This window comes from Cupriavidus respiraculi, from assembly GCF_914271545.1.
GTDB classification, from domain to species: domain Bacteria; phylum Pseudomonadota; class Gammaproteobacteria; order Burkholderiales; family Burkholderiaceae; genus Cupriavidus; species Cupriavidus respiraculi.
The window spans coordinates 889513-911865 of the sequence record NZ_CAJZAH010000001.1 but is presented as its reverse complement, the minus strand read 5'-3'; the positions used below and the strand labels follow the sequence as shown (position 1 = coordinate 911865).

The window sequence follows — 22353 nt, the reverse complement described above, 5'->3', positions numbered from 1 at the left end:
CGGGCGTGTTGGTGGGCGCTCAGCGCGAGGCGGTGGTCTGCGTGGGCGCGAACCAGGCGCGCTTGAGCGAGGCGTACACCTGGTCCACTCCGCTGACCGTATCGCGCAAGCTGGCCGACTGCAGCGTGAAGAACTGCAGCTCGAGCAGCGGGATCGACGGCACATCCGTTTGCACCACGGTCTGGAACTTGCGGAACAGCGCCACACGCTCGGCCTGGCTCGGCGAGCCCTGCGCCTGGTCGATCAGGCGGTTGGCTTCCTCGCCGCGATACCCGGAGCCGTTGGACCACGGAATGTTCTTGCCCACGGTGTCGGCCCGATAGGCGCGCGTCACGCCCACCAGCGGATCGGCGAAGCCGGCGAACCAGACCACGGCGAGGTCGAAGTCGCGATCGCCATAGACGCGGCGGGTGTAGGTCGGCGTGTCCTGCGTGCGCACGTTGACGTCGATGCCCACGCGCTTGAGCGCCTGTTTCACATATTCCGCGCTGCGCTTGTAGTCGTCGCCGTAGGGCAGGTAGTCGATCTGGATCTTCAGCCGCGAGCCGTCGGCCCCGCGCTTGAGCCCTGCGGCGTCCAACAGCGCCTCCGCCTTGGCGGGGTCATACGGATAGCGGGGCACGTCCGGATTGAAGAACTGCCCCAGCGTGGAGACCACGGGGCTGACCGCCGGCTTGCCGAAGCCGAACCACACCACCTTGTTCAGCGCATCTTGGTTGATGGCATGCGACAGCGCCTGCCGCACGCGCACGTCCTTGAAATATGGGCGTTCGACATTGATGTCCATGAACAGCCATGGCGAGAGCCACTGGTAGCCGCGCGTCTCCAGCTTCAGCGTGGGCAGTTGCGCCAGGCGCTGGGCGTCCTTCAGCGGCACGGGGCTGAACGGGGCGTACTGCACCTCGCCCTTTTCCAGCGCCGCGGCGCGCGCGCTGGCATCCGGAATGACCTTGAAGACGATCTTGTCCAGGTACGGCTTGCCCTTGTCCCAGTAGTTCGGATTGCGCTCGAGCACGATGTAGTTGCCCTTGCTCCATTCCTTGAACACGAAGGGCCCGGTGCCGACCGGCTTGTTGTTGTAGGGGTTGTTCAGGATGTCGGTGTTCTCGTACAGATGCTTGGGCAGCACCTGCGCGCCGTTGCTGTTCAGCGAGCTGAGCACGGCCAGCGAAGGCTCGGAGAAGCGGAGCACCACGGTCAGCGCATCGGGCGTATCGACCTGCGTGACCTTGCCGAACAGCGTCTGGTTGCGGGGATGCAGCGTCTTCCAGACGTTTTCCAGCGTCCATTTGACGTCGGCCGAAGTGAAGGGCTTGCCGTCGTGCCACTTCACGTTGGGGCGCAGATGGAACGTCAGCGTCTTCGAATCCTTGGAGATGTCCCAGCGCTCCGCCAGCGCCGGCCGCAGCTTGAAATCGTTGTCGTACTCCACCAGGCCATCGAACACGTTGGCGCTGAAGAATCCGGTCGGCGCGGCGGAGTTCAGCGCCGAGGTCAGGATGACCGGCTCGGGCTGGATCACCGCGGTCAGCGTGCCGCCCGCGCGCGGGGTCTCGGCATGGGCCAGGGTGGAAGCGGTCAGCGCCAGCGCGCTGGCCAGCAGGGTCAGGGGACGCGCCAGGCGCGCATGCCAGAATAAGGTCGTCATAGTGGCCCGAGGTGAGATCGACGAGTAGCGATAAAGGACGGAACAGAAAGGACGGAACAGCAAGCGAGGGGGCCACTGTATGAAAGCCGCTTGCGCAGCAGAACGAATGATTTGGCATCGGCATATGCGGGATCACCGCGTATCCATAGAACAAACGCGTCGTTCGGCCGATCGCGCCGCTGCGCTATCGTGGCGCGGTTCCGTTCCGACCCACCCCCATGGCCGACCACACCCCAATCCCCGCTTCACCTTCGACCCCAGATCTCGCGGCGCGCTTTCGCCCTGTGTTCGCCGATATCGCCGCGCAGGCCGTGCGCCGCGAGCGCGAACGCGACCTGCCGTACGACGCGGTGGCGCAGCTGCGCGACGCGGGCTTCGGCGCGCTGCGCGTGCCGGTGGCGCTGGGGGGACTGGGCGCTTCGGTGGAACAGCTGTTCGCGTTGCTGATCGAGCTTGGCGAGGCCGATTCGAACCTGCCGCAGATCCTGCGGGCACATATCGGCTTCGTGGAGCGTCTCCATGCCGAAATCCCGCTGGCGCGGCGCGAGCCGTGGTTGCGGCTGGCCGCGCAGGGCGCGATCTTCGGCAATGCCGCGATGGAGCGCGGCGAGGGCAAGCTCGGGCGCTACCAGACCGAACTCTCGCGCGACGGCGACGGCTGGGTGCTCGACGGCGAGAAGTTCTACAGCACCGGCACGCTGTACGCCGACTGGATCGCGGTCTCGGCCACGCGCGTGGACGATGGCGTGCCCGTCTATGTGCTGGTGCCGGCCGATGCGCCAGGCGTCGAACGCGTCGACGACTGGCGCGGCTTCGGCCAGCGCATGAGCGCCTCCGGCACGACGCGCTTTCATCGCGTGGCGGTGCCGGACGCCAACGTGCTGATCTTTTCCCGCCAGGAGCCGACCACCGTCACCGCCACGTTCCAGCTGGTCCATCTGGCCACGCTGGCGGGCCTCGCCCGCGCCGTGGAGCGTGACGCCGCGGCGTTCGTGCGCGATCGCAGGCGGGTGTACAGCCATGGCAGCGGCGACACCGCCGCGCAGGACCCGCTGGTGCAGCAGGTGGTGGGGCAGTTGAGCGGTACGGCGTTCGTCGCCGGCGCGACGGTGGGCGCGGTGGCGCGGCTGCTGGGCGAGATCGACCAGCGGCGCCGGCGCGGCGATGCGGTGTCCGGGGAGGCGCTGCAGGAAGTCGAGCTGAGCGCGGCGAGGGCCCAGGTTGGAATCCTCGACATGGTGCTCGCGGCCGCGAGCCGCCTGTTCGACGTGGGCGGCGCCTCGGCCCTCGGCCCCGACGCGCAGCTCGACAGGCACTGGCGCAACGCCCGCACGCTCGCGTCGCACAACCCCGTCATCTACAAGGCGCGCCTGCTGGGCGACCATGCGATCAACGGAACCGCGCCGAGCTTCTACTGGTCGGTGGGCACCAAGGCGGCATAGCCGCGCAAGGCCGCCTGTCGGGAGCGTCTGCAGGTAGGCGACGCGTGTCGCCTACAGGCCGTCTTCCACCATCGCCAGCACACGTCCGCCGAGCGCGAGGCGCTGCGCTTCGGGGACATGGCGCAGTGGTCCGTCGATCAGCAGTATGGCCAGCCCGTGAACCGCCGACCATGCCAGATACTCGGCGCCCGGACGCCGCTGCGCCGGGATGACGCCGGCGGCGACCAGGCCGTCGAGCGCGGCGCCGAGCAGCTGGAAGGGATTCAGCCCGCTGGCCCCGGCCTTGGACGGATCGGGGTCCTGCTCCACCGGCGGCGCGGCGGCGAAGGCGGTGCGGAAGAGCCCCGGCTCGGCCTGCGCGAAGGCGAGATAGCCAGCGCCGACGGCCCGCAGCTTTGCCCGCGCGGCCGCCGCTGCATCGGCGTCCACATCACCGCCGGCCTCGGACAGCTTGGCCTCCATGGTCACGGCCAGCGCGCGCAGCGCCGCCGCGCGCACCGCCTCGAACAGGTCCTGCCGGTTGGCGAAGTGGCGGTACGCGGCATTGGGCGCGACGCCGGCCCGGCGGGTGGCCTCGCGCAGCACGACCGCATCGGGCCCGCCGTCGCGCGCAAGCTGCACGCCGGCGTCGATCAGCGCCTGGCGCAGGTCGCCATGACGGTAGGTGGACCGCGTGGGGGCTTCGACGGGCGGGATGGGGATGGGCACGATTCAGGCCGTCTGGCCGCCTCCCGCGTCCATGTCGTCGGTGGCGACATCGCCGCCGGACGGCGTGACCGCGACGGGCGGCTGCGTGCGCGTGCGCAGCAGCGCGCCGCCTAGCAGGGCGGCGACGGTGGCGAACAACGCGCCCACCAGGAACGCAAGCTGGTAGCCGCCATTGAGCGCCACGGCAGGGGCGGCCCCTGTCGCCGCCATGCCGGCGGTGCGCGCGGCCGCGAGGCTGGCCAGTACCGCCAGCCCGAGCGAGCCGCCCATCATGAACGACGTATTCACCACGCCCGACGCCAGCCCGGAGTCGCTCTCCCTGACGTCGCTCATCGCCGCGAGCAGCACCGGGTTGAAGGCGACCCCGGCGCCAAGGCCGAGCAGCAGCATGCCGGGCAGCACGTCGCGCAGGAACACGCCATCGACCGGCGCCCGCGCGAACAGCGCCAGCCCGAGCGCGGCCAGCAGCAGCCCCACCGCCAGCGGCGCGCGGATGCCGTAGCGCATCACCAGCCGCGCCGACAGTCCGAGCGAGAAGAAGGCCATGATCAGGTTGGCAGGGAGGAAGGCGAGCCCCACCTGCATGGGGCTGTAGCCGAGCACCAGCTGCATGTATAGCGCCGAGATGAAGAACCACGCGAACATCGCCGCGGCCCACAGCACGCCGACCACGTTCGACACGGCGACGTTGCGCAGCCGGAAGAGCGCCAGCGGCATCAGCGGATTGGCCACGCGCGACTCGATCAGCAGGAATGCCAGCAGCAGCGCGACGGCCACGGCCAGCATGACCAGCGTCGAGGCCGCCAGCCAGCCGGCCTCGTTGCCGTTGACCACCGCGTACACGGCGAGCATCAGCGAACTGGTGATCGTGACCGCGCCGCCCACGTCGAGCCGCTGGCCGTTGGCGGACCCCGGCAGGTTAGGAATCAGCGCCAGGCTCAGCGCATACACCGCCACGCCGATCGGCAGGTTGACCAGGAAGATCCAGTGCCAGCTCAGCGCGCCGGTCAGCAGGCCGCCGAGCAGTACGCCGATGCTCCCTCCGCCCGCGCACACGAAGCCATACACGCCCATCGCCTTGGCGCGGTCGCCCGGCGTGCGGAACAGATCCATGATCAGCGACAGCGACACGGCCGATACCACCGCGCCGCCAACGCCCTGCACGGCGCGCGCCGCGACCAGCAGCGCCTGGCCCTGTGCCAGCCCGCACGCGAGCGACGCCAGCGTAAACAGCGTGATGCCGAGCAGGAACAGCCGGCGGTGGCCGAACAGGTCGCCCAGCCTGCCGCCCAGCAGCAGGAAGCCGCCGAAGGTCAGCATGTAGGCGTTGACCACCCAGACCAGCGAGGTTTCGGTAAAGCCCAGGTCGGTGCGGATCGAGGGCAGGGCAACGTTCACGATGGTCGTATCGAGCACGATCATCAGGACGCCCAGGCAGAGCACCGTCAGCGCAAGCCAGCGCTTGCGGTCGTCGATTGCGTGATGCATCGCTATTCCTTTCGGGGCCGGCGCGGCCCCTTTTGCCATCGCTAGCGTTGTGCCAGCGCTTTCAGATTGGCCAGGCCCGCCTCGAAATCGCGGCCGATCATCGTGTCCATATCGATGAACAGCCCGATCAGGCGCGACACGAACGGGCTCGGTCCCCACATCGCCCACGTGACACGGGTGCCGCCTTGCGCGGGCGCCAGCGTGAACTGCGCGGTGTTGTGGGCCGTGAACGGTTCGATGAAGTTCAGCTGGATGGTCAGCTCGGTGGGCGGCGCCGAGTTGACGATCTCCATGCGGCCTTCGCCGACTTCCTTGTTGCCGGCCCACGCATAGACGGCGCCGGGGCCGCTGGCCGGACCCTCGAAGTTGCGGCGCATGGCGGGGTCACGCTTCTCGTAGGGAGACCACGCGCTCCATTCCCGGAAATCGGCGAGCAAAGCGTAGACGCGATCCGGCGGCGCGTCGATGGTGATGGCGCGTTCGACGCGGAAGCTGTCCGGGCGCGTGGCGGCGAGGATCAGTACGGCCGCGACCAGTACGGCCACGACCAGGGAAACGACTTTCAACACGGGGGCCTCCAGGGCCGGTACGGGGTCTCGAATGCGGCGATCGCGCAAGTGCGGCTGGTGCGTCGCCGATGCTTTGTGTACAGCGTCCACAAACGATAGCCACGAAAGTTGACGCTGTCCACATGAATTTGGTGGGGTGCGCCTTGCCGTGGTGCGAGGGTAGCCGTCGCGGTGCGGCCGGGCGCGCGACGTTGCACCGGTGTCGTGCAGTTCACCTGGGCGGAGCAGTGTTGCGGTCCCGAAACGGGTGGGAAAACGCGCATTTTTCCGTGGCACGATCGTTGCCTACCATGGGATATAAACCTGACCATTTGGTCAGGATTCCTGTTCGAGGCTCCCATGTCCGATCACATCGTCCTGACGTCGCATGCCCGGCGCGACAAGCCTGCCGAGCCGATCCAGTGGGGCGCGGCCACCGCCGCAGAACGCGGGCCGGTGATCGCCAGCCTCGGCAATCCCGCGCATCGCAACGTCATCGGTACGCACGCCGGCGCCTACGCGGTGTATCGCGCGCTCGCCGTGGCCTCGGGCGCCTTGCAGCGCGATCATCGGCCGGACCTGACCAATACCGCGCCGGCAGAATCCATCGGGCCCCATCCCCAATGGGCCGACCCGGACAGGATCGTCTCGCTGGACCCCTGGGGCCATCTGGTATCGACTGTATTTGCCGACCGCATCGCGGCCGGTGTGGACATCCGCCCGACCATCGCGATCACGCGGGCCCATATCAACATGCCCGAGCTGGTCGCCGCCATCGCCGCGGGCCGGCTCAAGCCGGACGGCAGGATCCTGTTCTCCAACGGCGACGTCCGCGTGACGAAGGCGGCGATCGATCCGGTCTGGTATCTGCCCGGCATGGCCCGCCGCTTCAATATCAAGGAAAGCGTGCTGCGCCGCAGCCTGTTCGAGCAGACCAGCGGCATGTTTCCCGAACTGGTGACGCGGCCGGACCTGAAGGTCTTCCTGCCGCCGATCGGCGGCATGACGCTGTATTTCTTCGGCGATGTCAGCCAGCTCGGCAAGCCCGAGACGCGCGTGGCATGCCGCGTCCACGACGAGTGCAACGGCTCGGACGTGTTCGGCTCCGACATCTGTACCTGTCGCCCCTATCTCGCGCACGGCATCGAGGTCTGCATCGAGATGGCCCAGGAGGGCGGCGTCGGCCTGGTGGTCTACAACCGCAAGGAAGGGCGGGCGCTGGGCGAGGTCACCAAGTTCCTGGTCTACAACGCGCGCAAGCGCCAGGTCGGCGGCGACCGGGCGGAGACCTACTTCGAGCGGACCGAATGCGTGGCAGGCGTGCAGGACATGCGCTTCCAGGAACTGATGCCCGACGTCTTCCACTGGCTCGGCATTCGCCGCATCGACCGCTGGGCGTCGATGAGCAATATGAAACATGGCGCGCTGACCGCGCAGGGTATCGAGGTGGTGGAGCAGGTCGCCATTCCCGATGCCCTGATTCCGGCCGACGCGAGGGTGGAGATCGACGCCAAGGTCGCCGCCGGCTACTTCACGCATTTCACACCCCCGGATGCCACCGATCTGGCCGTGGCCAAGGGGAGGGGACTGGACGAATGAACGAGACATACGACGCGGGCGCTGCCGGCGACGACGAGGCGCGGCGGCCCGCCAGGACGGAGGGCGCCGAAGCGGGTTGGCATACACCGGTGCCGCGGGAACATCCGGCTGCGCCGCTGCTGACCGCGGAGGCGGTGCGCTCGCGCTGCGCCGCGGTGACCGAATTCGTGGGCAGCGGGGAATCCGCGTTGTTCACCTGGCATCCCGACCGCATCGCCGCCGTGGCCGACTACGTGGCGGCCACCATCAAGCAGCGCTACCGGAAGCTGGACGTGCCCTACCACAGCCGCTGGCGGCATTTCGAAAGCGGCGTGCCGGGCGAGCTGGTCGACCGCTGGGCCATCCTTTGCGAGCGGGCCGGCATGACGGGCGACGATCAGAACGAGGAGCGCGCGCGCATCGGCATCGACCTGGTGATCCCCAGCGTGCTGCTGGACGCCGGCGCCGGTGCGGACTGGCGCTATCGCGATCCGGCCAGCGACCTCACCCTCACGCGCTCGGAGGGTCTGGGCGTGGCGAGCTTCGACCTGTTCGCGCGCGGCGGCTTTTCCGCCGTGCCGGGCGAGCCGTTGCGGGCCGACGCCGACCGGCTCGCGCAGATCGATGCATCGACCATCGCCACCGCGTTCCAGGTGGCGCAGCACAATCCGCTGGTCGGCCTGGAGGGGCGGGCGCAATTGCTGCGCCGCCTGGGCGAGGTGGCCGCGGCCACGCCGGCCGTCTTCGGTGCGCCGGCCCGGCTGGGCAATCTGTACGACTACCTGAAGGCGCACGCGCCCGACGGTCGCATCGAGGCCGCCTTCGTGCTGCGCACGCTGCTGGTCGCGCTGGGCCCGGTATGGCCGGGCAGGGTATCGATCGACGGCGTATCGCTGGGCGACTGCTGGCGGCACGACGCCAGTCCCGACGGGCTGGTGCCGTTCCACAAGCTGACGCAGTGGCTGACCTACTCGCTGCTCGAGCCGCTGGAGGACGCGGGCCTGACCGTGACGGGCCTGGACGTGCTGACCGGCCTGCCGGAGTACCGCAACGGCGGCCTGCTGTTCGACTTCGAGGTGATGGTGCCGCGCGATGCCACGTTCGTGCAGGTGGCCCATACCGTTGACGAACCCGCCATCGTGGAATGGCGCGCGCTGACCGTCACCGGCCTGGACCTGGTGGCGACGGCCGTGCGCGAGGCTCTCGGCCTGAAAGCCGAGGCGTTCCCCCTGGCGCGGGTGCTCGAAGGCGGGACGTGGGCGGCCGGGCGGCGCATCGCGGCCAAGCGCCGGCCGGGTGGCGCGCCGCCCTTTGCCATCGACAGCGACGGCACCGTGTTCTGAGTATCACGCGGCATCGCAGCGCATCCTTTCCCACCGATCGCCCCAAGGAGGGCCACCATGAACGACCTTTCCGCAGTTTCGGCGGCCGCGCCCACGCAGGCGTCCGGTGCGATGCCCGCGATGCCGGCCGCAGCCCCGTCGCTCATGGTGGTGGATCATCCGCTGGTGCAGCACAAGGTCACGCTGGTGCGCAGCGAAGACACCACCACCGACAACTTCCGCCGGCTGGTGCGCGAAATCAGCCAGCTGCTGACCTACGAGGCGACGCGGGACCTGGCGATGGAGACGATCGCCATCAAGACGCCGATCGCGCCGATGCAGTCGCCGGTCCTCTCGGGCAAGAAGCTGTGCCTGGTGTCGATCCTGCGCGCCGGCAACGGCTTCCTCGACGGCATGCTGGACCTGCTCCCCGCAGCCCGGGTCGGCCATATCGGCCTGTACCGCGATCCCGAGACGCTCGAGCCCATCGAGTACTACTTCAAGATGCCGGAGGATATCCAGGAGCGGCTGGTGATCGTGGTCGACCCGATGCTGGCCACTGGCAATTCGGCCATCGCGGCGCTGAACCGCTTGAAGGAGGCGGGCGTGAGCGCGCTCAAGTACGTCTGCCTGATCGCCTCGCGCCCGGGTTTGATGGCGCTGCAGGCCGCCCATCCGGACGTGGCCATCGTGACCGCGGCGATCGACGAGAAGCTCAACGAGCACGGCTATATCGTGCCCGGTCTCGGCGACGCAGGGGACCGCCTGTATGGCACGCGCTAGCGTGCCGGCCGCCGTCAACGCCAGTATCCGACTCCCCGACCGGACGCTGATGGAATGGACGCGCTGACGCCCGTTGCCCGTCCCCGCCCGAGCCTCGTGCGCGAGGCGGTAGGCGGGCGGATACGCCAGGAGAACGAGGCCCGCATCATGCGTGCGGCCGAGCACGTGTTCGCCCGTGCCGGCTTCGCGGGCGCGACGATGGCGGACATCGCGGTGCGCGCCGGCGTGCCGAAGTCCAACCTGCACTACTACTTTCGCACCAAGCAGGCGCTGTACCGCGCCGTGCTCGCCAACACGCTGGACCTGTGGCTGTCGGAGACCGACATCATCAGCGCCGACCAGACCCCGCAGGCGGCGCTGGAGCAGTACATCCGCGCCAAGATGCGGCTGTCCGCGAGCCATCCCGATGCGTCGCGCGTGTTCGCCAACGAGCTGCTGCATGGCGCCCCGGAGATCGGCGACATCCTGCGCGATGCGCTGCGCGCGCTGGTGCTGCGCAAGGCCGGCGTGATCCGCATGTGGATCGATAGCGGGCAGATGGCCGAGGTCGATCCCAGTCATCTGTTCTTCACGATCTGGGCCGCGACCCAGACCTATGCGGATTTCGAATCGCAGATCTGCGCCGTGCTGGGCGTGAGCCAGCTCGGGCGGCGCGACTACGAGCGCGCGACCGAGCATCTGGTCGCGCTGTTGCTGCGCGGCTGCGGGTTGCTGCCGCTGCCGCGGCTGGCGAAGGCCAAACCAAATTGACAACGGGAGAGTCTCTGATGAAGTCTGAAAGTGAGCGGTGCGCCTGCAACGCGGCCGGCGAAGGCAAGCGCCGTACCCTGGTGAAGTTCGCCGCGCTGATGCTCGCCACCGGCGCGGCGGCGCTGGGCGGCGTGCCGCAGGCGTATGCGCAGGCAAAGCTGAAGGTGGCTGCGGTGTACACGGTGCCGGTGGAGCAGCAGTGGGTCTCGCGCATCCACAAGGCGCTGAACGAGGCGAAGGCGCGGGGCGAGATCGACTACGCGTTCTCGGAGAGCGTGTCCAACGCCGACTACGAACGCGTGCTGCGGCAGTATGCCGAGCAGGGATCGGCGCTGATCGTCGGCGAGTCGTTCGCGGTGGAATCGGCCGCACGCAAGGTCGCGCGCGACTATCCCAAGACCGCTTTCCTGATGGGCTCGTCCGGCAAGCCGCAGGCACCCAACTTCTCGGTGTTCGACAACTACATCCAGGAGCCGTCGTACCTGACCGGCATGATCGCCGGCGGCATGACGAAGACCAACCATATCGGCATGGTGGGCGGCTATGCGATTCCGGAGGTCAACCGGCTGATGCACGCGTTCATGGAAGGCGCGCGCGAGGTCAATCCGAAGGTGAAGTTCACGGTGAGCTTTATCGGCTCCTGGTTCGATCCGCCCAAGGCCAAGGAAGCGGCGTTCGCGATGATCGACAAGGGCGCCGACGTGCTGTACGCGGAGCGCTTCGGCGTGTCGGATGCAGCCAAGGAGCGGGGCAAGCTCGCGATCGGCAACGTCGTCAACACGCAGCCGCAGTATCCGGCCACCGTGGTCGCCTCCGCGCTGTGGCACATGGAGCCGACCATCGCCGCGGCGCTGGGCAAGGTCAAGGGCGGGCAATTCAAGAGCGAGGACTACGGCGCGTATTCGCTGATGAAGCACAAGGGCGCCGAGCTTGCGCCCATCGGCACCTTCGAGGGCAAGGTGCCGGCGGAGCTGATGGCGCGCGTCAAGGCCAAGGAGAAGGCCATTCTCGATGGCAAGTTCGCGGTCAAGGTGGTGGAGACGGAGCCCAAGTCGACGCCGTAGCGCTGCTTCTGGCATGACGGGCACGCTGACGCCGCGTGGTGCTACCACGGCCGCGACGTCCGCGGCATGACGCGCGTTCACCCTCAACCCCGCCCCTCTCCCGCTTGCGGGAGAGGGGCGCACATCTCCATGACTTCACCTGTACTTCGGCTTTCCCACATCACCAAGCGCTTCGGCACGCTGGTCGCCAACGACGATATCTCTCTCGAACTGCAGCGCGGCGAAGTGCTTGCGCTGCTGGGCGAGAACGGCGCCGGCAAGAGCACGCTGGTCAGCATCCTGTTCGGGCACTACGTGGCCGATGCCGGCACCGTCGAGGTCGACGGCAAGGCGCTGCCGCCGGGCCAGCCGCGTGCGGCGCTTGCCGCTGGTATCGGCATGGTGCACCAGCACTTCACGCTGGCCGACAACCTCACGGTGCTCGAGAACATCGTCATCGGCACGCGGCCGCTGTGGCAGGCGGGCCTGGGGTATCGCGCCGCGCGGGACAAGGTGGCGGCGCTGGCGCGGCGCTTCGGGCTCGATATCCGGCCTCAGGCGCGCGTGGCGGACCTGTCTGTCGGCGAGCGGCAGCGCGTGGAGATCATCAAGGCGCTGTATCGCGGCGCGCGCGTGCTGATCCTGGACGAGCCCACGGCGGTGCTGACGCCCCAGGAAGCGCAGGGGCTGTTCGACACCTTGCGGCAGATGATTGCCGAAGGTCTGTCGGTCGTCTTCATCAGCCACAAGCTCGACGAGGTATTGCGCGTGTCGCACCGCATCGCCGTGCTGCGCGGGGGCCGGCTCGTGGCCACGCGGCCCGCCGCGCAGACCGACAAGGCTGAGCTGGCGGAATTGATGGTCGGCCGCGCGGTCGCCATGCCGGCGCGGCAGCCGGCCGCGGGCGCGATCAACGCGATGGTTGCCGAGGCGGCCGTGGTAGCTGAGCTGGAGCACGTCAGCGTGCATGCGCGCGCAGGCCGGGGCGCCGGGCTGCGCGACGTCTCGCTGCGCCTGCATGCCGGCGAGATCGTCGGCATCGCGGGGGTCGCGGGGAATGGCCAGCTTGCGCTGGCCGGACTGATGAGCGGCACGCTGGGCGCCGACACCGGCAGCGTCAGGCTCGCCGGCCGCACGATGCCGGCGCGGCCCGCCGCCTGGGTGGCGGCCGGCGTCGCACGCGTGCCGGAGGACCGGCACGCGGTGGGCGCGGTCGGCGACCTGGCCATCTGGGAGAACGCCATCATCGAACAACTGGGAGCTCCGGCATTCTCGCGCTGGGGATGGATCCGCCGCGCGGCGGCGTTCCGCTTCGCCGCGGACCTTATCCGGCGCTTCGACGTGCGCGGGGGCGGCATCGATGCGCCGACGCGTGCCCTTTCAGGCGGTAACATGCAGAAACTCATTCTCGGCCGCGCGCTGTCGGTGCGCGGCGAGGCCGGGCCACCGTGGCTGGTGGTCGCCAACCAGCCCACCTGGGGCCTGGATATCGGCGCGGTCGCCTACGTCCACGGCCAGTTGCTGGCGGCCACGGAGCAGGGCGCCGCGGCGCTGCTGATCTCGGACGATCTGGACGAGCTGCGCGCCCTCTCCGACCGCATCGCCGTGATGCACGATGGTCGCCTGACGGTCGCGCGTCCCGCATCCGAATGGACTCTGGCCGAACTGGGCATGGCCATGGCCGGCTCGGCCGCGCGCGGGTCCGCGCACGTGGGCGAGGAGGCGTGCGATGCGGCTTGAAGCCCGTACCACCCCGTCCCGCCTCGCGCAGATCGGCGCACCGTTCGGCGCCGTGGCGCTCACCATGCTGGTCTGCGCCCTGCTGGTCATGGCCGCCGGCGCGCCGGTGGGCCGCGCCTATCTGCTGCTGCTGGAGGGCGGCTTCGGATCGCGCTTCGCCTGGTCCGAGACGCTGACGCGCGCCACGCCGCTGATCCTCACCGGGCTCGCGGTCTCGGTGGCCTTCCGCACGCGGCTGTTCAATATCGGCGCGGAAGGGCAGCTGTATCTCGGCGCGCTGGCCGCGGTCGCGATCGGCGCCGCGCCGTGGGCGCAGGGACTGCCGCCGCCGCTGTGGTTCGCCCTGATGGTGGCGGCGGGGGCGCTGGCCGGTGCCTTGCTGCTGCTGGGACCGGCCCTGCTGAAGACGCGGCTCGGCGTGGACGAGGTCGTCACCACGCTGCTGGCCAACTTCATCGTGCTGCTGTTCGTATCGATGATGCTGGACGGGCCGATGAAGGACCCGATGGCGATGGGCTGGCCGCAGTCGGTGGCCTTGCCGCCCGAGCTCGAACTGTCGCGCCTGATGGAGCGCTCCCGCGTGCATACCGGCCTGTTGGCCGCCTGCGCGCTGGCGCTGGTGCTGTGGGTCGTCAACCGCTTCACGGTGTTCGGACTGCGGATGCGGGCGGTGGGCGCCAACGCGCGCGCGGCCGCTTTCGCCGGCATGCCGGTGGCCCGCGTCACCGTGCTGGCGGCGCTGCTGTCCGGCGCGCTGGCCGGCCTGGCCGGCGTGGTCGAAGTGGCGGGCCGCACGGGCTACCTCACGCTCGATATCTCACCCGGCTACGGCTACGCGGGCGTGGTCATCGCCATGCTGGCGGGCCTGCACCCGCTAGGCGTGGTGGTGGCATCGGTGTTCGTGGCCGGTGTGCTGGTCGGCGCAGACGGCATGAGCCGGGCGGTCGGGGTACCCAATACGATCGCGGATGTCATCGTCGCGGTCGCGCTGCTGTCGATGCTGGTCGCCACCATGCTGACGCGCTACCGGCTGCGCCTGGATACCGCGCGGAGGGCCGCGTGATGGAGCTGATCGATCTGATCGCATCGACGCCATTCTGGGTCGCCACCCTGCGCGTCGCCACGCCGCTGCTGTTCGGCACGCTGGGCGTGCTGCTGTGCGAGCGCGCCGGCGTGCTGAACCTAGGCATCGAGGGCATCATGGTGGCCGGCGCCTTCTGCGGCTGGTTCGCCGTCTATCACGGCATGCCGCTGTGGGGCGGGGTCGCCGTCGCGGCCGGCGCGGGCCTGGCCTTCGGCCTGCTGCATGGCTGGCTGACCGTATCGCTCGCGCTGTCGCAGCACGTCGCCGGTCTCGGGCTGACCATGCTGGCGACCAGCCTGTCCTACTACGGCTATCGGCTGGCCTTCGCTTCGGTCTCTTCGCCGCCCACCATCACGCCGTTCGCCCCGCTGGCCGGATGGGAGTCCCTGCCGGTGGTCGGGCCGGTGCTGTCCGCGCAGACCGCGCTGACCGTGCTGGCGCTCGTGCTGGTGCCGGCCATCGCGTGGGTGCTGTACCGCACGCCGCTCGGGCTGGCGTTGCGGATGGTCGGCGAAAACCCGGCCGCGGCCGAAGGGCAGGGCATCCGCGTGGGCGCGGTGCGCATCGGCGCCGTGATGGCCGGTTCCGCGCTGATGGCCGTGGGCGGCGCCTTCCTGACGCTGTCGGCCTTCAACGCCTTTTTCTTCAACATGATCAACGGCCGTGGCTGGATCTGCGTGGCGCTGGTGGTTTTCGCCTCGTGGCGGCCGGGCCGGGCCCTTGTCGGCGCGCTGCTGTTCGCCGCCTTCGACGCGCTGCAGCTGCGGCTGCAGCAGGGTGGCGCGGCCTTGCCGGGCATGCCGGTGCTACCCTACCAGGTCTATCTGATGCTGCCGTACGTGCTGTCGATCCTTGCGCTGGTGCTGGTCGCGCGCCGCGCCACCTATCCCCAGGCGCTGATGAAGCCCTACCGCAAGGGCGAGCGCTGATCCCGGACTTCGATCTCTCTGAACCGTATCCCCATGTTCGATCTCATCCTTCGCCATTGCACCCTTCCCGACGGCCGCACCGATATCGACATCGGCATCGCCGGCGGCCGGATCGCGGCGGTGCAGCCCGCACTGGCCGGCGAGGCGGCCGAGCAGATCGACGCGGCCGGCCAGTTGGTCACCGCGCCGTTCGTCGACGCGCATTTCCATATGGACTCGACGCTGTCGTACGGCCTGCCGCGCGTGAACCAGTCCGGCACGCTGCTCGAGGGCATCGCCCTGTGGGGCGAGCTCAAGCCCACGCTGGTGCAGGACGCCATCGTCGAGCGCGCGCTGGCCTACTGCGACTGGGCCGTCGCGCGCGGCCTGCTGGCGATCCGCTCGCACGTGGACGTCTGCGATCCGCGCCTGCTCGCCACCGAAGCGCTGCTGCACGTGCGCGAGCGGGTCAAGCCCTACCTCGATCTGCAGCTGGTCGCGTTTCCGCAGGACGGCGTGCTGCGCTCGCCCGGCGCGCTGGACAATCTCAAGCGCGCGCTGGACATGGGCGTCGACGTGGTAGGGGGCATTCCACACTTCGAACGCACGATGGCGGACGGCGCCGAGTCCGTGCGCATCCTGTGCGAGCTGGCGAGCGAGCGCGGCCTGCGCGTGGACATGCATTGCGACGAGACGGACGATCCGATGTCGCGCCATATCGAGTCGCTCGCCAGCCAGAGCGTGCGGCTGGGCATGCAGGGCAGGGTGGCCGGCTCGCACCTGACGTCGATGCACTCGATGGACAACTACTACGTGTCCAAGCTGATCCCGCTGATACGCGAGGCCGGCGTGGCGGCCATCGCCAATCCGCTGATCAACATCACGCTGCAGGGCCGGCACGACACCTACCCGAAGCGGCGCGGCATGACGCGCGTACCGGAGCTGATGGCCGCCGGGGTGCCGGTCGCTTTCGGCCACGACTGCGTGATGGACCCCTGGTACGGACTCGGTTCGGGCGACATGCTGGAGGTGGCCCATATGGGGCTGCACGTCGCCCAGATGACTGCCCAGGAGGCCATGCGGGCCTGCTTCGCCGCGGTGACCGACGTGCCCGCGGCTATTCTGGGCCTCGAAGGGTACGGGCTCGCGCCGGGCTGCCGGGCCGACCTCGTCCTGCTCCAGGCGCGCGATCCGGTCGAGGCCATCCGGCTGCGGGCCACCCGGCTGCTGGTATTGCGCGCCGGCAAGGTCGTCGCCACCACGCCCGCCAGCGCCGCGACGCTACGGCTGGAAGGCCGGCCGGACCGGGTCGATTTCAGAATTTAAATGAAGTGGCCCGCGCGACATGAATTTTTTCGTTGAAGGGGGTTGACGAGGCGCTTCTGTCTTTGCATAATCTCGTTCTTCGCATCGCAGCAGTAACAACGCAGCGAACGAAGCCCAGGTGGCGAAATTGGTAGACGCACTAGGTTCAGGTCCTAGCGGTGGCAACACTGTGGAGGTTCGAGTCCTCTCTTGGGCACCAGGTTAAAAGGCAAAGGCCGCTGCAAACGCAGCGGCCTTTTCTTTTTGCGTCGGTGGATTGCTGCCCCGGCGCAACGGACCTGCGTCTCCATCGCGAATCGCGCTCCCCGCGGCCTAACGGCGGCGCTGCCTTTGCACTATGCTGCAAGCAAATCGGGCCCCCGCAACAAAAAGCTCGAGGTGCTGCCATGACGATGCTGCAGTCAGTGTCACGCGAGAGGGAGGATGGCGCGCCCGGCGTGCCAGCATGTGCTTGCTTGAACGGCCGTCATGCCGGCCGATGCCAGTCGCTCCAATGCTGTTCGGTGCTGGCGGTGCTGCTCGGCGGGGCGGCGCAGGCGGAAGAGCGATCGCCCGGCGCACAGTCGGGCTCCGCCTGGGACAGCCCGCTCGGCGGCGAACTGATCGCGATGGTGTCCCCGCCCCGCACATTCCTCTCATCCCCCCGGTCCTCACCGTCTTCATCGTCTTCACCGTCTTCCCTGTCAACGTCGCTGTCGGACGCGACGTCCAGCGCTTCCGACGCAGCAGCGCCCGTCGATATTGGGCAGGCGGAGGGCTTCTCGCTGCCACCACTCTCGGTCGCCGCCGACGCCTTTCGCGACGCCCCGATTCCAACGCCTGCCTCTGCCACAGCCTCGGCAGCCGTGGAGCCCGACCCCATGCGGCCGTTATACGCAAGCTTGCACTTGCACATCGACGACGCGACGCCCGTGGCGGCCATCGCCGACAGCCGCATGCAGAGTGTTGCCGTCGCGCTCGACACTGTGCTGGCCGGCAGCGGCGTCACGGTGCAGCCGCGTGTCGAACTGGCCTATCGCCCCAACGAGGCCGGCCTGCCGGCTCCCCAGCCGGGCACGGTGCCGCGCCAGCCTGGTGGGACCGGGGTTGCACTGCGCCTGTACGGATCGCAACCGAGCCGCACCGCGGGCATCTATCCGTTTGTCGAGGCAAGCTGGTTCCAGGTCAGCCGCAGCCAGACCATCGACGTGATCGGCACGCGTATCGATACCGAGAAGCTGAAGGGCCTGTTCGCGCTGAACGTCGGCGCGCACGGCACGACAAAGGCCGGCGTCAAGCTGTGGATGAAGGTCAAGCTCGGGCGGAATGCGGGCGCGACGATCGGCGCGCGGTATCACTGGTAGCGCGCGTCGCCGGGCCGTTGCAATAAATGCTTGCATTCCCACGCCGCTGGGTTAGAATTGCGCCCTCGCGTGCGGCTGTAGCTCAGTTGGATAGAGTACTTGGCTACGAACCAAGGGGTCGTGGGTTCGAATCCTGCCAGCCGCGCCACCTTCAGCAAGAGAAAGGGCTTCCAGCAATGGAAGCCCTTTTTCGTTGGTGCCCCTGCCGGGCTACCCGCCGTGCTTCTGCGCCACGGACGCCGTGGTGTCGCGCCCGCCGTCCCGCCTGAACAGCGGGATGCAGATACGCGCGACCACGCCGGACGCGACGTCGGTGCGATTCGCAATGCTGACCGTTCCACGGTGCTTTTCCGCGATGGCCTTGACGATGGCCAGTCCCAGCCCGCTGCCCTCCACCGTGCCGCCATCCGCGCGAAAGAAGCGATCGAACACGCGGGGGAGCGCGTCTTCGGAAATGCCCCGGCCGGTGTCGCGCACCTCGACGCAGGCGAAGCCCTCGGCCCGATAGGCGCGCAGGTCCACCGTGCCGCCGTCCGGCGTGTACTGGATCGCGTTGTCGACCAGGTTGCTGATGGCCGCGCGCAGATCCGCGGGGCTCGCGCCTACCGGCAGATCTTCCAGCTGTTCGACCCCGAGATCGATCCCATGCGCGGCGGCACGCGGCAAGTGGATGGCGATGACCTGCGGAATCATGTCCCGCACGTTGATGACCTCCGTGGGGAAGCCGTCCAGCGGGGCGTCGGCGCGCGCCAGCCGCAGCAACTGCCCGATCATCCTCGCATTGCGCGAGATGTCCTGTTCCAGCGCCGCAAACTGCTCGAGGCTCGCGGCGCCGGTCAGCGTGCGCTTCAGGTTGTCGGCCTGGATCTGCAGCGAGGTGAGCGGGCTGCGCAGTTCGTGCGCGGCATCTGCGATAAAGGTCTTCTCCGCCTCCACGGCATACGACAGGCGTCGAATCATCCGGTTGATCGACTGCACGAGCGGCAGCAGTTCCCGCGGCACATCGTCGGTGGGCAACGCTTCCAAGCGGCCGATCTCCAGCCGGTTGGCGCGCTCGCCGAGTTCGCCCATCCGCCGGAATGCCCGCCGCACGATCAGGAAGATGGCGAGCCACGACAACGGGATCATCACCAGGGCGGGCGCGATGCCGACCATCGCGGCCTCTGCCGCGATCCGCCGGCGCAGTCCCTCGCGCTGTCCCACCTGGACCACCCATCCGTCGCCGAGCATGGTGAAGATCCGCCAGGGCTCCCGCCCGGCGCGCCAGGTCGTCAGCCCTTCCGGCGTGTCGCGGTCGAAGCGGACGGCCGGGTCGCTGCTCCAGGCCGGCGCGCTGGCCCGGCCGAGCCACACGTGCACGACAAGGCCTTCGCTGTTGCCGCCGTGCGACGACAGGGCGGCGAGTGTGCCGGGGAGATTCTCCCCGATGCGGGAGGCGACGTCCTCCAGCCGGCGGTCCAGCAGCGCATGAATTTCGTCGGTCGCCAGCATATAGGTCCAGCTAGTATGCGCGACGGCCACGACGGCGATCACGATACTGAGCGCGAGGCTCAGCATCAGGCTCAGGGAGCGGTTCGCCGGCGATGGCTTTGGCGTGGCGGTGGAGGGACGCGGTGCGTCGTGCGCGCTATGGCGCGCGGGCGCAGGGGAGGGCGATTCACTGACTGGCCGCGAGGGCGGCTGCCGGGCGTCCGTGCGCATAGGGAGAGCCGTGTGGAAAGCCCGGCATCGTGCGGCGCCGGCACATTGTGCCCGGCCGTTGCAGCGATGGAGATCGACTCCGGGCGCCGCGCGATGCCGAGCCGCACATTGCGCCGACCGCGGCGCATCCTCGATGGCTTTCGGTTTGTCGCGCAAGAATAAGCCGCCCGATTGCGCCGCAATTGTCTTAGTTTCGATCTCCCTGTCGTTTTCGATCTTCCGCCGCGCGTCGCGCGCCGTTCATGCTCCGGTCTGCGTCTCGTTGCCGGGCGGACGCTCCTTGTCCGTGGCGCCTTCCTTGCCCAGCAGCACCGTCCAGCCAAGGCCGCGCACATTGCGGATCGCGGCCGCGCCGAACTTCTTCCTGACTGAATAGATCAGTACGTCCACCGCATTGCTCTCGACCTCTTCGCCCCAGCCGTAAATGCGCTGCTCCAATTGCGCGCGGGACAGGATCGTTCCCGGACGCTCAAGCAGCGCGAGCATCAGCGAAAACTCGCGCGCCGACAGCGTTTCGGCGTGGCCGCCCACGGTCAGCCGCCGGGTTTCCAGGTTCAGCGAAATGGTGTCGTCACCGAGATTGGACGTGGCGTAGCCCGCCTTGCGGCGGAGCACGGCGCGGACCCGTGCGAGCAGTTCGGGCACTTCGAACGGCTTGAGCACGAAGTCGTCGGCGCCAGCGTCGAGGCCCCGTACCCGCGTCTCGAGATCGTCGTGCGCGGTCAGGATCAGCAACGGCGTTTCGTTGCCCGACGCCCGCAGCGAGCGCAGCAGGTCGATGCCGCCCAGACGCGGCAGCCCGAGGTCCAGCAGGATGACGGTGTATGCCGCCTGCCTGACCGCCTCCTGTCCCGCCATGCCGTCGCGCACCCAGTCGACGCTGCACTGGGTGTGCTCCTTCAGCGCGCGCAGCAGGCTCTTGCCAATCTGCAGATCGTCCTCGATCAACAGGATGCGCATGGTGGTTCGCAACTCCGGAAAAGTAAGACCGCCGCCCTTGGCTGGCGCCTATGGGTGCACGCCATTTACCAGCTTACACATGGAAGCACCGCGAGGCGGGTGCGAGTACCTTCGGGAATTCCCCAGTGAGCATCCATCAAACGGTCGCCGTGCGAAGTGAAATGCGCAACGACATGGCAGCGGAACGATAGTCGGTGATGTTTTATGAACATCTACGCGCGACGATCCGCAGACAATCGCGCCCGGGTCCATGTGTTCACCGGGTCCCGCCTCTGCTTGGTCCACCGCTCCTCGGTGGACTTTTTTTTGAGCGTGAGACGGCGCGCGCTGTCGCCGGACTATCGCATCCGGACGTCTCCATGCGTTCCTGGCACGACGCGCCATGGCGAACGCCCTGTGCGATCCCGTTCTGCGAATGCGACGCGCAACAAGACGGAAAAAGCATCATGTCATGACGGATCGCGGACCGTTCTCATCGGCGAATTCCACGAACGAAAAAGAAGTTATAGAAATCGGCTTTGTACTTTCGGGAAAAACCTCGAAGAACCTCTCAGTTTCTCCAATTTCGTGTGGTTGATGGTTTGATGTGTGTCGCCCGCAGGGCGGAAAACGATTCTCGGTGTACGGGGGCATTGGGAGCCTGAGTGGCGGTTCTTTCAGGTCATCACCTGATCGGACGGGCGCTCGGGCGGTGGAATGATGCAACAACTGAGCACGAGCGTTCGAGGGAATGATGGGGGCAGTCAAGCTAATGGTCTTTGGGCGATCCGGTCGGATCGAGTGCAATGGTGAGACGTTCGACATACCAAGTGGGAGCCTGGTCTATACCGGGGCCAACGCTTCGGCAGTCGCGGCTCGCGAAGGCATCGACACATACATCTTCCATTCGGGAGACTTCCAGGAAATCTACAGGGAACTGCACGACCTGGCCGGGCGCTACCGGCGCGGCGCGCCCTTCTGGCGGCAGCCGGTGAAGAAGGTCAGCGTGCCGGAGGACACCATCAACGTGATCCGCCATCTCGGCTCGGTCGAGCCGCGCGCCATGCTCCGGTTCGCGTATGTCTATTGCATGGGCACCGAGCCCGAATATTTCTCGCGGCTGCTCCATCACCTGATCGACGGCAGCCGCGACTTCTTCGAGTTCATCGAGGAAAACAGCATGAGCGCGTGGCCGGTCACGCAGTACGCCAAGGCGCTCGGCATTCCGGTGCGCAAGCTCAACGTTCTCTTCTACGAGAAGTTCGGCGTGTCGGCGAAGAACTGGCTGCTGGAGCGGCGTCTTCAGCGTGCCCGGGAACTGTTGCTGTTGACTTCGATGAAGGTTACCGACATCGCGCAGGAGTGTGGCTTCAACAGCCATGCCCATTTCAGTGTCAGCTTCAGGCGGCGGTATGAGGCAAGCCCGCGATTGCTGCGGCAATCGCATCAGGGCGGCGTGGGCGAGCCACGAAAGGAACAGTAATCATGAATTTCAACGCAATCATCGACTCGATGGACGGCAACGTCGCGAGTACCGGCCAGAGCATGCTCGCGGCCATGGCGCTCGCCGCGCAGACCGGCGAGCCGACCGACTACCTGAAGGCGCAACGCGAAATGGCGACGTTCAACATCCTGGTCTCGTTCGAGAGTGGTGCGATCAAGTTCAGCCACGATTCGATCGCCAGCATTCTCCAGAAGATGTGAGCGCGATGCTGGATCGCGATACCAGGAAGTTGCTCGCCGAACTCGCCTTCGCCGCGGCGCATCACCGCTTGCGCAAAGAGGTGCGGACCTTCCTCGATGTCCTGGACCTGCTGATCGAGGATGTCGAGGACCGCGAAGCCACTCGCGCCTATCTCCATTTCCAGCTGGGCGAATTGCACGAGGCGACGGCGTGCCTGCCTGGCTGCCGTCCGGACCTGGCGCGAACCCTGTCGCACATGATCGCGCTTCAGCGCGGGTCCGCGCCCACCGCGCGTCCTATCCGCTGAGCGCGCGCCGG

General features: G+C 68.2%; 20 protein-coding genes and 2 tRNA genes. 16 read left to right on the top strand and 6 right to left on the bottom strand.

The features are described 5' to 3' along the window. Positions 1-19: 19 nt before the first annotated feature. Complete coding sequence (locus LDO27_RS04055; protein ID WP_224039832.1) at positions 20-1648, bottom strand: ABC transporter substrate-binding protein; 1629 nt, start codon at positions 1646-1648, stop codon at positions 20-22. A gap of 218 nt (positions 1649-1866) precedes the next feature. Here LDO27_RS04055 and LDO27_RS04050 point away from each other — a divergent pair, with 218 nt between their 5' ends. After that, positions 1867-3090, top strand: a complete 1224-nt coding sequence (locus LDO27_RS04050) for an acyl-CoA dehydrogenase family protein (protein ID WP_224039830.1) — start codon at positions 1867-1869, stop codon at positions 3088-3090. Positions 3091-3141: 51 nt separating this feature from the next. Here the strand turns inward: LDO27_RS04050 and LDO27_RS04045 are convergent, their stop codons facing one another. From LDO27_RS04045 to LDO27_RS04035, 3 genes are read right to left on the bottom strand one after another with little or no spacing between them, the layout of a single operon-like run. Continuing rightward, positions 3142-3792, bottom strand: a complete 651-nt coding sequence (locus LDO27_RS04045; RefSeq protein WP_224040799.1) for a TetR/AcrR family transcriptional regulator — start codon at positions 3790-3792, stop codon at positions 3142-3144. Between the two features lie 9 nt (positions 3793-3801). Further along, positions 3802-5286 (bottom strand): DHA2 family efflux MFS transporter permease subunit, encoded by a 1485-nt coding sequence (locus LDO27_RS04040; protein ID WP_224039828.1) that lies wholly within the window; start codon positions 5284-5286, stop codon positions 3802-3804. Positions 5287-5327: 41 nt separating this feature from the next. After that, positions 5328-5855 carry an SRPBCC family protein gene (locus LDO27_RS04035; RefSeq protein ID WP_224039826.1) on the bottom strand — a complete coding sequence of 176 codons (528 nt, stop codon included), beginning with the start codon at positions 5853-5855 and terminating at the stop codon, positions 5328-5330. 339 nt (positions 5856-6194) lie between these two features. On the opposite strand from LDO27_RS04035, the gene LDO27_RS04030 reads away from it, so the two are divergent. The 12 genes from LDO27_RS04030 (at position 6195) to LDO27_RS03975 (ending at position 17859) form a co-directional block, all read left to right on the top strand. Continuing rightward, positions 6195-7433, top strand: coding sequence for a GTP cyclohydrolase II (locus LDO27_RS04030; RefSeq protein ID WP_222206889.1), 1239 nt, complete (start codon positions 6195-6197; stop codon positions 7431-7433). Then, positions 7430-8755, top strand: coding sequence for a URC4/urg3 family protein (locus LDO27_RS04025; RefSeq protein WP_224039824.1), 1326 nt, complete (start codon positions 7430-7432; stop codon positions 8753-8755). Before LDO27_RS04030 ends, LDO27_RS04025 begins: the two co-directional genes overlap by 4 nt. 57 nt (positions 8756-8812) lie before the next feature. Next, the gene (gene upp, locus LDO27_RS04020; RefSeq protein WP_224039822.1) at positions 8813-9517 is read left to right on the top strand and encodes a uracil phosphoribosyltransferase; all 705 of its coding nucleotides are present in this window, start codon (positions 8813-8815) and stop codon (positions 9515-9517) included. Between the two features lie 54 nt (positions 9518-9571). After that, complete coding sequence (locus tag LDO27_RS04015; RefSeq protein WP_222206883.1) at positions 9572-10267, top strand: TetR/AcrR family transcriptional regulator; 696 nt, start codon at positions 9572-9574, stop codon at positions 10265-10267. A gap of 98 nt (positions 10268-10365) precedes the next feature. Beyond that, complete coding sequence (locus LDO27_RS04010) at positions 10366-11331, top strand: BMP family protein (protein WP_224040798.1); 966 nt, start codon at positions 10366-10368, stop codon at positions 11329-11331. 129 nt (positions 11332-11460) lie between these two features. Next, the gene (locus LDO27_RS04005; protein ID WP_224039820.1) at positions 11461-13050 is read left to right on the top strand and encodes an ABC transporter ATP-binding protein; all 1590 of its coding nucleotides are present in this window, start codon (positions 11461-11463) and stop codon (positions 13048-13050) included. Next, positions 13040-14113, top strand: coding sequence for an ABC transporter permease (locus tag LDO27_RS04000; RefSeq protein ID WP_224039818.1), 1074 nt, complete (start codon positions 13040-13042; stop codon positions 14111-14113). The genes LDO27_RS04005 and LDO27_RS04000 overlap by 11 nt, the downstream gene beginning before the upstream one ends. Continuing rightward, positions 14113-15063 (top strand): ABC transporter permease, encoded by a 951-nt coding sequence (locus tag LDO27_RS03995; RefSeq protein WP_224039816.1) that lies wholly within the window; start codon positions 14113-14115, stop codon positions 15061-15063. The genes LDO27_RS04000 and LDO27_RS03995 overlap by 1 nt, the downstream gene beginning before the upstream one ends. 33 nt (positions 15064-15096) lie before the next feature. Then, positions 15097-16368, top strand: a complete 1272-nt coding sequence (locus tag LDO27_RS03990; protein ID WP_224039814.1) for an amidohydrolase family protein — start codon at positions 15097-15099, stop codon at positions 16366-16368. 112 nt (positions 16369-16480) lie between these two features. Beyond that, positions 16481-16567: transfer RNA gene (locus LDO27_RS03985), tRNA-Leu, on the top strand. A 187-nt stretch (positions 16568-16754) separates the two neighbouring features. Further along, entirely contained in the window at positions 16755-17711 is a 957-nt protein-coding gene (locus tag LDO27_RS03980) for a hydrolase (RefSeq protein ID WP_222206871.1), read from the top strand. A gap of 71 nt (positions 17712-17782) precedes the next feature. Then, positions 17783-17859, top strand: a tRNA-Arg gene (locus LDO27_RS03975). Positions 17860-17921: 62 nt separating this feature from the next. On the opposite strand, the gene LDO27_RS03970 is transcribed toward LDO27_RS03975, so the two are convergent. Beyond that, a complete protein-coding gene (locus LDO27_RS03970; RefSeq protein ID WP_224039813.1) occupies positions 17922-19268 on the bottom strand; it encodes a sensor histidine kinase in 1347 nt (448 codons plus the stop codon). A gap of 384 nt (positions 19269-19652) precedes the next feature. After that, the gene (locus LDO27_RS03965; protein ID WP_222206867.1) at positions 19653-20372 is read right to left on the bottom strand and encodes a response regulator transcription factor; all 720 of its coding nucleotides are present in this window, start codon (positions 20370-20372) and stop codon (positions 19653-19655) included. A gap of 730 nt (positions 20373-21102) precedes the next feature. Between LDO27_RS03965 and LDO27_RS03960 the strand changes: the two genes are divergently transcribed. Genes LDO27_RS03960 through LDO27_RS03950 form a run of 3 tightly spaced genes read left to right on the top strand, consistent with a single transcriptional unit; the run spans position 21103 to position 22342 of the window. Beyond that, the gene (locus LDO27_RS03960) at positions 21103-21834 is read left to right on the top strand and encodes a helix-turn-helix transcriptional regulator (RefSeq protein ID WP_222206865.1); all 732 of its coding nucleotides are present in this window, start codon (positions 21103-21105) and stop codon (positions 21832-21834) included. A 2-nt stretch (positions 21835-21836) separates the two neighbouring features. Further along, complete coding sequence (locus tag LDO27_RS03955; protein ID WP_222206863.1) at positions 21837-22055, top strand: EscF/YscF/HrpA family type III secretion system needle major subunit; 219 nt, start codon at positions 21837-21839, stop codon at positions 22053-22055. A 5-nt stretch (positions 22056-22060) separates the two neighbouring features. Beyond that, positions 22061-22342 carry a DUF1039 domain-containing protein gene (locus LDO27_RS03950; RefSeq protein WP_224040796.1) on the top strand — a complete coding sequence of 94 codons (282 nt, stop codon included), beginning with the start codon at positions 22061-22063 and terminating at the stop codon, positions 22340-22342. Positions 22343-22353: the final 11 nt, after the last annotated feature.

Coding starts and splice junctions, on each gene's coding strand:
- LDO27_RS03970 (WP_224039813.1), bottom strand. CDS start 19,268: ATGCTGAGCCTCGCGCTCAGTATCGTGATCGCCGTCGTGGCCGTCGCG.
- LDO27_RS04000 (WP_224039818.1), top strand. CDS start 13,040: ATGCGGCTTGAAGCCCGTACCACCCCGTCCCGCCTCGCGCAGATCGGC.
- LDO27_RS03995 (WP_224039816.1), top strand. CDS start 14,113: ATGGAGCTGATCGATCTGATCGCATCGACGCCATTCTGGGTCGCCACC.
- LDO27_RS04050 (WP_224039830.1), top strand. CDS start 1,867: ATGGCCGACCACACCCCAATCCCCGCTTCACCTTCGACCCCAGATCTC.
- LDO27_RS03965 (WP_222206867.1), bottom strand. CDS start 20,372: ATGCGCATCCTGTTGATCGAGGACGATCTGCAGATTGGCAAGAGCCTG.
- LDO27_RS04015 (WP_222206883.1), top strand. CDS start 9,572: ATGGACGCGCTGACGCCCGTTGCCCGTCCCCGCCCGAGCCTCGTGCGC.
- LDO27_RS03990 (WP_224039814.1), top strand. CDS start 15,097: ATGTTCGATCTCATCCTTCGCCATTGCACCCTTCCCGACGGCCGCACC.
- LDO27_RS04055 (WP_224039832.1), bottom strand. CDS start 1,648: ATGACGACCTTATTCTGGCATGCGCGCCTGGCGCGTCCCCTGACCCTG.
- LDO27_RS04005 (WP_224039820.1), top strand. CDS start 11,461: ATGACTTCACCTGTACTTCGGCTTTCCCACATCACCAAGCGCTTCGGC.
- LDO27_RS03960 (WP_222206865.1), top strand. CDS start 21,103: ATGATGGGGGCAGTCAAGCTAATGGTCTTTGGGCGATCCGGTCGGATC.
- LDO27_RS03980 (WP_222206871.1), top strand. CDS start 16,755: ATGACGATGCTGCAGTCAGTGTCACGCGAGAGGGAGGATGGCGCGCCC.
- LDO27_RS04030 (WP_222206889.1), top strand. CDS start 6,195: ATGTCCGATCACATCGTCCTGACGTCGCATGCCCGGCGCGACAAGCCT.
- LDO27_RS04025 (WP_224039824.1), top strand. CDS start 7,430: ATGAACGAGACATACGACGCGGGCGCTGCCGGCGACGACGAGGCGCGG.
- LDO27_RS04010 (WP_224040798.1), top strand. CDS start 10,366: ATGCTCGCCACCGGCGCGGCGGCGCTGGGCGGCGTGCCGCAGGCGTAT.
- LDO27_RS03955 (WP_222206863.1), top strand. CDS start 21,837: ATGAATTTCAACGCAATCATCGACTCGATGGACGGCAACGTCGCGAGT.
- LDO27_RS04040 (WP_224039828.1), bottom strand. CDS start 5,286: ATGCATCACGCAATCGACGACCGCAAGCGCTGGCTTGCGCTGACGGTG.
- LDO27_RS03950 (WP_224040796.1), top strand. CDS start 22,061: ATGCTGGATCGCGATACCAGGAAGTTGCTCGCCGAACTCGCCTTCGCC.
- upp (WP_224039822.1), top strand. CDS start 8,813: ATGAACGACCTTTCCGCAGTTTCGGCGGCCGCGCCCACGCAGGCGTCC.